This window comes from Candidatus Sodalis endolongispinus (genome assembly GCF_018777395.1).
Classification (GTDB): Bacteria; Pseudomonadota; Gammaproteobacteria; order Enterobacterales; family Enterobacteriaceae; genus Sodalis_B; species Sodalis_B endolongispinus.
The window spans coordinates 879,885-892,696 of the sequence record NZ_JAFJYC010000001.1; the positions used below are offsets into that span (position 1 = coordinate 879,885).

8 protein-coding genes and 3 pseudogenes are annotated in these 12,812 nt (G+C 56.8%); 2 read left to right on the forward strand and 9 right to left on the reverse strand.

The features are described from left to right. Positions 1 to 5: 5 nt before the first annotated feature. From nuoF to JZM24_RS04305, 6 genes and pseudogenes are all read right to left on the reverse strand, one after another. A complete protein-coding gene (gene nuoF, locus JZM24_RS04280) occupies positions 6 to 1,355 on the reverse strand; it encodes an NADH-quinone oxidoreductase subunit NuoF (RefSeq protein WP_215668693.1) in 1,350 nt (449 codons plus the stop codon). After that, positions 1,352 to 1,885, reverse strand: coding sequence for an NADH-quinone oxidoreductase subunit NuoE (nuoE, locus tag JZM24_RS04285; RefSeq protein WP_215668694.1), 534 nt, complete (start codon positions 1,883 to 1,885; stop codon positions 1,352 to 1,354). The genes nuoF and nuoE overlap by 4 nt, the downstream gene beginning before the upstream one ends. Positions 1,886 to 1,887: 2 nt before the next feature. Next, entirely contained in the window at positions 1,888 to 3,687 is a 1,800-nt protein-coding gene (gene nuoC / locus JZM24_RS04290) for an NADH-quinone oxidoreductase subunit C/D (protein ID WP_220098811.1), read from the reverse strand. Positions 3,688 to 3,765: 78 nt separating this feature from the next. Then, on the reverse strand, positions 3,766 to 4,440 hold the full coding sequence (locus JZM24_RS04295; protein ID WP_215668697.1) for a NuoB/complex I 20 kDa subunit family protein: 675 nt from the start codon (positions 4,438 to 4,440) through the stop codon (positions 3,766 to 3,768). A 15-nt stretch (positions 4,441 to 4,455) separates the two neighbouring features. Further along, a complete protein-coding gene (locus tag JZM24_RS04300; RefSeq protein WP_215668699.1) occupies positions 4,456 to 4,893 on the reverse strand; it encodes an NADH-quinone oxidoreductase subunit A in 438 nt (145 codons plus the stop codon). Between the two features lie 650 nt (positions 4,894 to 5,543). Then, positions 5,544 to 6,475: pseudogene (locus JZM24_RS04305) on the reverse strand (LysR family transcriptional regulator). A 933-nt stretch (positions 6,476 to 7,408) separates the two neighbouring features. Here JZM24_RS04305 and JZM24_RS04310 point away from each other — a divergent pair. Both JZM24_RS04310 and yfbR read left to right on the forward strand, forming a co-directional pair. Next, a complete protein-coding gene (locus tag JZM24_RS04310) occupies positions 7,409 to 8,674 on the forward strand; it encodes a pyridoxal phosphate-dependent aminotransferase (protein WP_215670001.1) in 1,266 nt (421 codons plus the stop codon). A 361-nt stretch (positions 8,675 to 9,035) separates the two neighbouring features. Beyond that, positions 9,036 to 9,635 (forward strand): 5'-deoxynucleotidase, encoded by a 600-nt coding sequence (gene yfbR / locus JZM24_RS04315; RefSeq protein ID WP_215668701.1) that lies wholly within the window; start codon positions 9,036 to 9,038, stop codon positions 9,633 to 9,635. A 93-nt stretch (positions 9,636 to 9,728) separates the two neighbouring features. Here the strand turns inward: yfbR and JZM24_RS04320 are convergent. The 3 genes and pseudogenes from JZM24_RS04320 to JZM24_RS04330 form a co-directional block, all read right to left on the reverse strand. Continuing rightward, positions 9,729 to 11,542, reverse strand: a pseudogene (locus JZM24_RS04320) (SLC13 family permease). An 88-nt stretch (positions 11,543 to 11,630) separates the two neighbouring features. Continuing rightward, a complete protein-coding gene (locus JZM24_RS04325; protein ID WP_220098812.1) occupies positions 11,631 to 12,323 on the reverse strand; it encodes a sugar phosphatase in 693 nt (230 codons plus the stop codon). Next, a pseudogene (locus tag JZM24_RS04330) lies at positions 12,316 to 12,811 on the reverse strand (YfbU family protein). The gene JZM24_RS04325 and the pseudogene JZM24_RS04330 overlap by 8 nt, the downstream one beginning before the upstream one ends. Position 12,812: the final 1 nt, after the last annotated feature.

Genomic DNA, 12,812 nt, shown 5'->3' on the forward strand with positions numbered 1-12,812 from the left:
GACGATTACCAGCGCGCTTTTAATAGGTTGGGCTGCACGCCGGCGATGGCGCGCGTATTGCCCAAATGTTCAACGCTGATACCCGCCTCGAACTCGGAGCGGAAATATTTAATCGCGCTTTGCAACGGCTCCACCGCCCCGGGCGCATGGGCGCAGAAGGTTTTGCCGGGGCCGAGGAAGCGGCACAGCTGCTCCAAGGTTTCAATATCCACGGGCTGGCCTTTACCGCTCTCCAGCGCACGCAGCAGCTTGACGCTCCACGGCAGGCCGTCGCGGCACGGCGTACACCAACCGCAGGATTCCCGGGCAAAAAACTCTTCCAGATTGCGCGTTAACGACACCATGTTGATTTCGTTGTCCACCGCCATCGCCAGCGCGGTGCCAAGCCGGCTGCCCGCTTTGCCGATATTCTCAAAATCCATCGGCAGATCCAGGTGCTCCTGGGTCAAAAAGTCGGTGCCGGCGCCGCCGGGCTGCCAGGCTTTCAGCGTCAGACCATCGCGCATGCCACCGGCGTAATCCTCGAGGATCTCGCGCGCGGTGATGCCGAACGGCAGTTCCCAGAGGCCGGGGTTCTTCACCCGGCCGGAGAAGCCCATCAGCTTGGTGCCGGCGTCGTTGCTCTTGCCAGCGGTGATGCCTTGATACCAGTCAACCCCGTGCTCCAGGATGGCCGGCACGTTGCATAACGTTTCGACGTTGTTGACGCAGGTGGGTTTGCCCCAGGCGCCGGCGCTGGCGGGAAACGGCGGTTTCGAGCGCGGGTTGGCGCGGCGCCCTTCCAGGGAATTAATCAGTGCGGTCTCTTCGCCGCAGATATAGCGACCGGCGCCGGTGTGGACGATAAGCTCGAAGTCAAACCCGCTGCCCAGAATATTTTTGCCCAGCCAACCGGCCTCGGTGGCCTCGGCTATCGCGCGGCGCAGGTTCGCCGCCGCCTCGATGTACTCGCCGCGCAGGAAAATATAGCCGCGATAGGCTTTCAGCGCGAAGGCGGCGATCAGCATCCCTTCCACCAGCAGGTGCGGCAGTTGCTCCATCAGCAAACGGTCTTTATAGGTGCCCGGCTCCATTTCATCGGCATTGCACAGCAAATAGCGAATGTTCATGGCGGGATCTTTCGGCATTAGGCTCCACTTCAGGCCAGTCGAGAAGCCGGCGCCGCCGCGTCCTTTCAGGCCAGAGTCCTTCACAAGCGTAACGATATCGTCCTGCGCCATGCCGCTCAGCGCCTTGCGTGCGCCGACATAACCGTTTTTGCTCTGATATTCGTCCAGCCATACCGGCTGATGATCATCGCGCAGCCGCCAGGTCAGCGGGTGCGTTTCCGCCAAGCGGACAATGGTTTTGGTCATCGATATTGCTCCAGCAGCGGACCAATGCCTTCCGGCGTCAGATGCACGTGGGTATCGTCATCCACCATCATGGTCGGTCCCTTGTCGCAATTGCCCAGACAGCAAGTGGGCAGCAGGGTGAAGCGGCCGTCGGGGGTAGTCTGGCCCGGCTTGATGTTCAGCGATTGCTCAAGCGCGGCCTGAATGCCATGATAACCGGTAATATGGCAGACCACGCTGTCGCAATAGCGGATAACATGGCGGCCCACCGGCTGACGGAAAATTTGGCTGTAAAACGTGGCCACCCCTTCGACATCGCTGCCGGGAATGCCCAGCACCTGCGCGATGGCGGCGATAGCCCCGTCCGGCACCCAGCCGCGATTCTTCTGCACGATTTTCAGCGCTTCGATCGAGGCGGCGCGCGCATCCTCGTAATGGTGCTTCTCATGCTCGATGGCTTCGCGCTCCTCGCGACTCAGCTCGAACGTTTCGGTGGCGACGTCCAGCCCCGCCGCCGCCGCATGCTTGGGGGTATCTTGCTGTTGCTGCATAATTAGCGGTCCACATCTGACATAACGAAATCAATACTGCCCAGATATACGATTAAATCCGATACCAGGCTGCCGCGAATAACCGAGGGGATTTGCTGCAAATGAGGGAAACTGGGCGTGCGGATGCGCGTCCGGTAACTCATTGTGCTGCCATCACTGGTCAGGTAATAGCTGTTGATGCCTTTGGTAGCCTCGATCATCTGGAATGATTCGTTGGCCGGCATCACCGGTCCCCACGAGACCTGCAGGAAGTGCGTGATAAGCGTCTCAATATGCTGCAAAGTGCGCTCTTTCGGCGGCGGCGTGGTCAGCGGATGATCGGCTTTGAAGGGGCCTGCCGGCATGTTGTTCAGGCACTGCTCAAGGATGCGCAGACTTTGGCGCATCTCCTCCACCTTCAGCATCACGCGGCTATAGCAGTCGCTCACGCCATCGCCCACCGGCACCTCGAAGTCGAAGTTTTCATAGCCGGAATACGGACGCCATTTCCGCACGTCAAAGTCGATGCCGGTGGCGCGCAGCGCCGCGCCGGTCACACCCCAATCCAGCGCCTCTTTCGCGCCATAGGCGGCGACGCCCTCGGCGCGGGCGCGCAATACGCTGTTGCGAAGCGCCGCCTTGACATAACTGTCCAGACGCTTCGGCAGCCAGTCAAGGAACTCGCGCAGCAACCCTTCCCAACCGCGCGGCAAATCGTGCGCCACGCCGCCGATGCGGAACCAGGCCGGGTGCATACGAAAACCGGTAATCGCCTCGACCACATCATAAATCTTCTGACGGTCGGTAAACGCCAGGAACACCGGCGTCATCCCGCCCACGTCCTGAATATAGGTACTGATGTACAGCAGGTGGCTGTTGATACGGAACAGCTCTGACAGCATCACCCGGATCACATTAACGCGATCGGGCACCACGATGCCGGCCAGCTTTTCTACCGCCAGCACGTAAGGCATTTCGTTAACGCAGCCGCCGAGGTATTCGACACGGTCGGTATAAGGGATATAGCTATGCCAGGACTGGCGCTCGCCCATCTTTTCGGCGCCGCGGTGGTGATAACCGATATCGGGCACGCAATCGACGATCTCTTCGCCGTCGAGCTGCAAAATGATGCGGAACGCGCCGTGTGCGGAAGGATGGTTCGGCCCCAGGTTGAGGAACATGAAGTCCTCATTGTCCGTGCCGCGCTTCATGCCCCACTCTTCCGGCTTGAAGGTCAGCCCTTCCATCTCCAGATCTTCTTTTTGTTTGGTGAGGACGAAAGGATCGAATTCGGTGGCGCGTGCCGGATAATCCTTGCGCAGCGGGTGCCCTTCCCAGCTTTTCGGCATCATGATACGGATCAGGTGCGGGTGACCGTCAAAGGTCATGCCGAACATTTCCCAGGTTTCACGCTCATACCAGTTGGCGTTAGGGAAAAGGCGGGTGCAGGTAGGCAGATGCAGGTCGTTTTCCGCCAACGCCACCTTCAGCATGATGTCGCGATTGCGATCGATGGAAATCAGATGATAGAAAACGGTAAAATCCGCCGCCGGCAAGCCCTGGCGGTGGGTACGCAGGCGCTCGTCCACCCCGTGCAGGTCATAGAGCATCACGTACGGTTTCGGCAGCTTCTTCAGAAAGGTCAGCACTTCGAGGATCTGCTCGCGCTTCACCCAAACGACCGGAATACCGGTACGGGTCGACTGTACTCTGAAAGCGTCCGGCCCGAAATGGTTACGCAACTCGCCAATCACCGGATCATCAAGATGATCCTGCGTTTGCCAGGCCGGCAGGGCGGAATTCTGCGTCATCAACTCTGTCATAGTTATCTTCACCACATTTGGCTGTGCCGGCACATGCCGCCGCGCTTACCCGCCGCGGCCGGCATGCGTATCCGCGCGTTAAATTTCGTCGGGGGTGCGCAGATGGGTGACCGCGATGCGCTCACCGTGCTTACGTTGACGTTCCGACTCCATATTGGCGCGATAGACGCCCTGATCGCCCACCACCCAGGAGAGCGGGCGGCGTTCTTTGCCGATAGACTCCTTCAGCAACAGCAGCGCCTGGATGTACGCTTCAGGGCGCGGGGGACAGCCGGGAATGTAGACGTCCACCGGCAGGAATTTATCAACGCCCTGCACAACAGAATAAATATCGTACATTCCGCCGGAATTGGCACAGGCGCCCATGGAGATAACCCATTTCGGCTCCAGCATCTGGTCGTAAAGACGCTGGATGACGGGCGCCACTTTGGTGAAAGGCGTCCCCGCCACCACCATGAAATCCGCCTGGCGCGGTGAGGCGCGGATAACTTCCGAACCGAAGCGCGCCACGTCGTGCACGGCGGTAAAAGAGGTGGTCATTTCGACATAGCAGCAGGAGAGGCCGAAATTGTAAGGCCAAAGCGAATTGCCGCGTCCCCAGTTCACCGCATTGTGCAGCGCGCTCTCAAGCTTGCCGAGGTAAACGCTGCGATGGACGTGCTGCTCCAGCGGATCCGCCACGATTTCCTGTTTTTGCAGGGGATACCGCTCGTTATCGCCGTCCGGCTCCGCGTGGGTGAGGGTGTAATCCATTTTGCTGCCTCGCTGTTACTCTTGATGACGGGGGGATTCGCCAACCTGGCCTGCCCGGCGCAAACGCCGGGAGCGCTCCGGCGTCCAGTCAAGGGCGCCGATACGCACCAGGTAAACCAAACCCGCCAACAGGATAAAAATGAAAATGGTTGCCTCGATGAAGCCTACCCAGCCCGCTTCGCGAATAGCGGTGGCCCAGGCGTACAGATAGAGGGCTTCAACGTCGAAAATGACGAAAAACATCGCCACTAGGTAAAATTTGGCTGAAAGGCGCAATCTTGCGGTGCCGACCGGGTCGATCCCGGATTCAAACGGCACGTTTTTCGAGCGCGCCCGCGCGCGGCCGCCCAGCAGGAAACCGCCGGTCAGCATGAAGATGCACAGACCCAGCGCACCTATGAGGAATACGGCAAAAGCCCAATAATGAGCGGTAATTTCAGTGGTTATCGACATTCTCTTTGCTACTCATCAAAAGTGGCGATTTGCAGGCTGCTCTATAAAAATTCGGCAGTTTTACGCATCACATCGATTTACGGGAAGGAAGTAAGAAACCGTAAAAGCCGTGTGGTAATGAGATACACAGCCATTGTGTGGGGTTTTTTACTCCTTTTTATAACCTTTTGTCAACTTATACATCATGAACCCCATGTTAATTTACACCTGTAAAGGTCGATTAACAGGGATTGCACAGGAAATGAGCTAAATCGTGTCAGTGACCGAAACGTTATTAAGGCTTGCAGACCGGTCATCAAGAAAAGCTGCGCTCAATTATACCATTTTCGCGAAAAATCCTATGGTTCGGCGTTAGCGGTAAACCCTTTTTATGATCCAGGACACATTTCAACAGATTTTCTAAGGTTTTATTGTGCAAATAACCACCTTTTTAATGGCTTTGATTTTGAAATGCTGTTTCTAATTTATTGATAAGCCAGTTAAATAGCACTGTCTGCCAGGCGGTAATGGTGGGAAAATACGGCACGGGCGTGTGAGGGGATAATGGCGGGTTTTACTCAATTGGAAAGCAGGTTGTGACCAATAGGGGGTTATTAAACTATCGTCGAAAAAAAGCTCCTTTATCAGGAGCTTATTTCAAGCTAACAGAATTATTCATCCTCCAGCGAAGGACTTTGCCCTTCCCCTTCCAGCGACGAAGGAGGCTTTGGCGTATAGGTATCGCTGCCCGACTGCATGGCATTGAAAATCGCCATCGCCAATTCATTTTCACCTTGCGGGTTTTTACACAGCGCGTAGCGCGTGGCGGGCAGCTCCGGTAAACCGTCGCTCGCCCCCAATACCCGCAGCTCGGGACTCATCATTTCCACCGGGCGCAGGGTGATGCCCATGCCGGCTTTGACCGCCGCTCGCACGGCGGATAGGGTAGAAGCGATGTAGGCAAGCCACGAACCCCCGCAGCATCGAAGCTTTCCACGGCCAGCGTGCGAAACGGACTTGGCTCGTCGAGCACTACCAGCGGCACGACCTCGACGGGCGTAAAGCGGTAATCCGCCGCGCAGTACCAAAGCGTTGGCGAGGTACGCAGCGTCACGGAAGGATGGGTGAAGGCATAGCGATCGCTCTGGGTGCTGATGGCTAAATCCACCTCGCCATTATTCAGCATTTCCACCATTTGCGGACCGCGTTTTACGCAGACATCGACGGACAATTTGGGGTAAATTCGGGTAACGCGGTTTAGCAGGTAGGGCAGAATGGTATCGGCCGACGCGCCTATGGTCAACACGCCCTGAATATTGCTGAACATCAGGGAAGTACAGGCCTCGTTATTGTACAGCAAAATCTTGCGGGCGTAGCCAAGCAATTGAATCCCGTGTTCTGTTAGAAGCTTATTACGTCCATGACGGGCGAGAAGCTCTTTCCCCACAAGCTGTTCTAATCGCTGCATCTGCTGGCTGACCGCCGACTGCGTACGGCAGACTGAGGCCGCTGCCGCAGCGAAAGTGTTAAGATCGGAGACGGCAACAAACGTTCTCAACAGATCGAGATCAATATTGAGTACGGGACGATTTGCATTGGTCATATATTATCTTCACTGTTTGAATTCTAATTACAAACTACTGTCCTGGCGTTGCAAAAGGTGGTAACTCCGCCGTATTGTCAAAAGCCGGTCCTTGACATATCGTGCCGTCCGTAAGGCCGCACGCCTCAAACGATATGCAGTATTTGTGCCGGGTGGTTCATTCTTCAACAATCGCGTTACCACTTAAAAAAGACTGCCGCTAAACTGAATTAAGCACCAATGCGGTCAATACATTTTCTTTGTTAAGGATAACATTTGTTCCCCTTGATGTATAAAACAAAATAAGCTGGCGGCTTGGCACAAACGTTAATTTAATTAATTGAATGCTCAAACAACAAGAGCATTAAATGTTATATATTAATGATTAACCGTTATTTTTTCTTGCGGCATAGCTTATTAACATAAATTTCTCTTAACTGTTGTTTAAACGAAAAAATAGTCCGTATTTTCTAAATCTGGCCGCCTGTAAAAGTATACCATAATTAACCCCACGACGGTCAAGAAGTTAAATTTATCTGCGTGCGCCAAGCGACGAACAAAATGAAAAGCTTGCCAAACAAGACAGTGAATGCGGCCTATGCCGAGCCAAAAGCGACGGCGGGATCACACGGCCGCTCCCACGCTAATCCCGCCTCGGTAGCACCGCCACCGCCCTTTTGCCTGTCTTTCTGTCGCCGGGGATCCTAGTGTGTTTCACACCTTACCCCATTCGGCGATCAAATTGTACAAAAAGCAACCAGCCGGCTTCGATTAATGGCTGAATCAGATGTCGCACAACTAATTATCAGGATTATAATTATCCCAAGTGTTATAGAGGTTATTTTAAATAAGGAAACTCATTCATTGCTTTTTACCGTCGGCGCGCCACGCAAACCCCGTCTGTGCGGTTTCATCCTTCAAAAGCGCGCGGGACAAGAGTACATTATGCAGATCATGCGTATCCATGGTGGGAATACGCTATCTGGCAGAAGGGTTAATATCGTGAGCGCACCCGTAGAAAAATCCAGCAAACTAGAAAACGTCTGTTACGACATTCGTGGCCCCGTGCTGAAAGAGGCAAAGCGCCTGGAAGAAGAAGGCAATAAAGTCATCAAGTTGAATATCGGCAACCCGGCTCCGTTCGGTTTTGACGCCCCGGACGAGATCTTGGTGGATGTGATCCGCAATCTGCCGACCGCGCAGGGCTATTGCGACTCCAAAGGGCTGTATTCCGCGCGCAAGGCCATCATGCAGCATTACCAGGCGCGCGAAATGCTGGATCTCACCGTGGAGGATGTTTATATCGGCAACGGCGTCTCGGAATTGATCCAGCAATCCATGCAGGCGTTGCTCAATAGCGGCGATGAAATGCTGATCCCGGCGCCGTATTACCCATTGTGGACGGCGTCAGTTTCGCTGTCTGGCGGCAACGCGGTGCACTACCTGTGCGATGAGGAAGCCGGTTGGTTTCCCGACTTGGACGACATTCGCCGCAAGATAACCCCCCGCAAGCGCGGGCTGGTGATTATCAACCCCAATAACCCCACCGGCGCCGTGTACAGTAAAGACATGCTGCTGTCGCTGGTTGAGATCGCCCGACAGCATAATCTGATTATTTTATCGGACGAGATTTACGACAAAATCCTTTACGACGAGGCGGAGCATCACTCCATTGCGGCGCTGGCACCCGACCTTATGACCGTCACCTTTAATGGCCTGTCGAAAACTTATCGCGTCGCCGGCTTCCGCCAGGGCTGGATGGTGCTTAACGGCCCGAAAAAACACGCCAAAAGCTATATTGAAGGGCTGGAAATGCTGGCTTCGATGCGCCTTTGCGCCAACGTGCCGATGCAGCATGCGATTCAAACCGCTCTGGGCGTCTATCAGAGCATCAGCGAATTTATCCAGCCCGGCGGGCGGCTGTATGAACAGCGCAACCGGGCCTGGGAGCTTATCAACGATATCCCGGGGGTGTCCTGCGTCAAGCCGAGCGGCGCGCTCTATATGTTTCCGCGCTACGATGCCAAACGTTTCAATATCCATGATGATCAGAAACTGGTGCTTGATTTACTACTACAGGAAAAAGTGCTGCTGGTTCATGGCAGCGCGTTCAACTGGCCCTGGCCTGATCATTTGCGCATCGTGACGCTGCCGCGAGTGGATGAGCTGGAAACCGCCATCGGCAAATTCGGCCGGTTTATGCAGCACTACCACCAATAAGCACAGCCGGGCGGCGTGGCCGCAGGCCTGGCCGATTGTGCCCGGACATCATGCTTGACCTCAGCGCCGCCACGGCTGGCAGCGCGACGCAAGCTTGGTCGTTTGCCCGCAGGCGTAGCACCCCATCAGCGCCGCCGGTGCGACGCAGGCTTGGTCATTTGCCCGCAGGCGTAGCACCCCGCCAGCGCCGCCGGTGCGACGCAGGCTTAGTCGTTTGCCCGCGGGTGTAACACTTCATCAGCGCCGTCGCGATCGTGTTGCACCCCAGGAGCAGCCTACAGGCCGGCATCGGGAGATTTGCATAACCGCCACCGGGTGCGCACAATAGCGTTTCCGTTGTCGCATCTTTCTGGAAACGTTTATGACTCAAAGCCACTTTTTCGCCCATCTGTCACGCCTGAAACTTATCAACCGCTGGCCGCTGATGCGCAATGTGCGTACCGAAAATGTCTCGGAGCACAGTCTGCAGGTGGCATTTGTCGCCCACGTGCTGGCGCTCATCAATAATCGTCTGTTCGGTGGTGACCTGAACGCCGAACGCATCGCGCTGCTGGCCATGTATCACGACGCCAGCGAAGTGCTGACCGGCGATATGCCGACGCCCATCAAGTATTACAATGCGCAGATTGCCCATGAGTACAAAAATATCGAAAAAATTGCACAGCAAAAACTGATAGAGATGGTGCCGGAAGCGCTGCGGGAAGATTTCCGTCTGCTTATCGACGAGCAGTATTACCTGCCCGCGGAGAAAGCCGTCGTCAAGCAGGCCGATGCCCTGTGCGCCTACCTGAAATGCCTGGAGGAGATTTCCGCCGGTAATAACGAATTCACCCTGGCGATGGCGCGCCTGGAAAAAACGCTCAACGAGCGGCGCAGCCCCGCGATGGACTATTTCCAGCAGGTGTTTATTCCCAGCTTCAGCCTGTCACTGGATGAAATCAGCCAGGATTCGCCGCTGTAGCGCCGCCGGGCTGTAGCTTATCTTCGCCTAATGCACGACCCGCCGCCGGGCTGTGACGCATCTTCCCCTGACGCACGACCCGACGCTGGCCGGTCAAAAAGGATAGAGCAGCGGCACCACCAGCACGCTGGCGGCCATCACCAGAAGGGTGAACGGCACGCCGATACGCACAAAATCGCTGAACTTATAGCCTCCCGGCCCGAGCACCAGCGTATTGACCGGCGATGACACCGGCGTCATAAAGGCCGCCGAGGCGGCAATGGCAACAATCATGGCAAACGGATACGGCGAGACGCCCAACTGATGAGCCGCGTCCAGTGCGATAGGCGCCATCAAGAACGCGGTGGCGGTATTGGAGAGAAACAGCCCGGTTACCGCGCACAGGATAAACATGCTGAGCAGCATCACATGGGCCCCCGCCCCGCCCGACAGGCGCATTAACAGATGTACCACGACATCGACGCCGCCGGTTTTCTCCAGCGCCAGCGCGAACGGCATCATGCCGACAATCAAAATCATGCTTGGCCAATGGATGGCCCTGTAGGCGCTATTCATATCGATGCAGCGGAACTTGCCCATGAGCAGACAAGCGATAAGTGCGGCAATAGGGTTGGGGATATGATCGGTTATCATCATCCCGACCATCAGCACCAGCGCCAGCAGCGCATGTGGCGCCTGACTGGCCGCCGGCGCGACCTGGTCCACTTCGGCCGGTGAATTGAGCAGAATAAAATCGCGCGTGCGGGCCTGCAGTTGCCGGATGCGCTTCCAGTCGCCTATCACCAGCAGGATATCCCCCAGCTGTAATGGCTCGTCGATCAGCACGCCAGGCAGCGCCTCGCCGCTGCGGCGGATGCCCGCCACGTTCAGCCCGTAACGGCTGCGAAACGCCACCTCCCTAAGGGTATGGCCCAGCAGAGAAGAGTCTGGGATCAGGCTGACCTCCGCCATTCCCACCTCGCGCGCCTGACTGGAAAAATATTCGCCGCGCAGTACCATCGGCTACAGCTGCTGTTCGCTGCAAAACTGACGCAAGTCCATCTCGGCGGCGGACATATCGATAAGCAGTACATCCCGCGGTCGCAACTCGGTGTTGCCGCCAGCGCTTACCATCACCAGGCGGAATTTGCGCCAGCGCTCAATGCCGACCACATTGGCGCTATAACGGTCGCGCAGGCGCAAATCATCCAGTCGGCGGCCGATAAGCGGCGAACCGGCGCGCAGCGCCAGACGCCTGGCACGTCCAGATAGCCGGTAATCGCGGATCAGATCGCGAAAGGTGCGGCGCGGCCATCATCGGGCACCGTCAACCAGAAACGCGCCACCGTCATATAGCCCATGCCGAGAACCAGCACCAGACAGCCTATCGGCGTTACCGCGAAGAAGCCGAACGCCGGCAGGTCATTGCGCAATAATTCGCTGTTGACCACCATATTGGGCGGCGTCGCCACCAGTGTCATCATGCCGCTGATAAGCCCGGCGAAACTGAGCGGCATCATCAGCCGCCCCGGCGGGGTTTTCATCCGCGCGGCCACGCTGATTACCACCGGAATAAAAATCGCCACCACGCCGGTTGAACTCATAAACGCCCCCAGCGCGGCCACCGTGACCATTAACAACAGCAACATGCGCAGCTCGCTGTTGCCGGCCATGCGCACCAGCCAGTCGCCGACCGACAACGCGATGCCGGTGCGCACCAGCCCGTCGCCGATGACGAACAAAGCCGCGATAAGTAACACGTTGGGGTCGCTGAAACCGGCGGTGGCCTCGGCCAACGTCAAGGTACCGCTCAGCAAGAAGGCGACAATGACCAACAATGCCACCACATCCATGCGCACCTTACCGGTGATGAACAGCACCACCGTCACCAGCAGCAGGCCAAGCACCCAGAGGAGTTCGTCGTTCATGCCAACATCCCATCCTGAAAAAAACCAACGGCCACAGCATGCCATAAAAAAACCCCGCGATGCGGGGTTCTCAGCGTTTATTGCGCGATCAGGCGACCTCGCGGCGGCTCACCAGGGCGAAATCCCCTTCCCGGGTCACCCTGAGCTGTTGCAGCGAAGCGACAATCATCCCCACCGCGTCTTTCTGCGGCGTATCCGGCGGCGGATTCACGGCAATCACGGGACACCCCGCCGCCAGCCCGGACTGGATGCCGGCGATTGCGTCCTCCACCACAATGCAGTCCGCAGGCCGCAAACCCAGCTTTTCGGCGCCGAGCAAATACGGATCCGGCTGCGTTTTGCCGAGCGGCACCTGCTCCGCGGTAATAAGCACCGGCGGTGCCGGGAGCTGGCCCGCACGCACGCGGGCGGAGGCGACCGGCAGCGAGCCGGAGGTGACAATTGCCCACGGCAGCTGCAGGCGGTTAAGCTCGGTCAGCAGCTCGCGGGCACCGGGCAGCGCACTCACGCCCTCAATCGTTTCAGCTTCAAAGCGTTCCAATAGACGGTATTCGTGTTGAATAGTCTCTTCGCTTTGCCCCGGCATAAAATGGCGCAGCGAGGTAATAGCCTGTTTGCCGTGTATAAAATTCAACACTTCCGCTTCCGGCACGCCATGGCGACGCGCCCAGTTCCCCCAGGCCAACTCCACCACCGGCAGCAAGTCAATTAACGTTCCATCCAGGTCAAACAAAAAGCCTAAACCGCGCACAAGCCGCTCCTCTACTCCGTCTTCAGGCATTGATAATTTGGGAGATTTCTACCGCACTCAAATGGTACTGACGCGGACAGGCCTGCCAAACCGCCAGCATCCGCAAATATTTGTCCCGCATTTTGGTCTGGGCGTTAAAGCCGTGGGTACCGGAGTCGAAATGGGTGTAGCGCCCTTCGGTGAACGCCATGAAACGCACATAGCCCAGATAGCGGGCTTCGGTGGCGGCATCAAAGCCGAGAAACGCCAGACGGCGTTCATCTATGTCATGGCGCTCCTTCAGATTGGACCACGACACCTGCATGGTGTGGTGCATTTCCATAATATCGATAATCGTGCGGCCAAACGTCTTCGCCAAGCGCGCCAAAATCGCGGTCCAGCTCGCGCATCTGCAGGCCATAACCACGCTCGACAATGGTCTGTAGCCGACGGTAACGCTCGCTGTTGTCAGGATCGAGCAAGGTCATCATTTTATAATGATTAGACAAGATAATCCGTTGAGCGTTGGTCATCTCCATA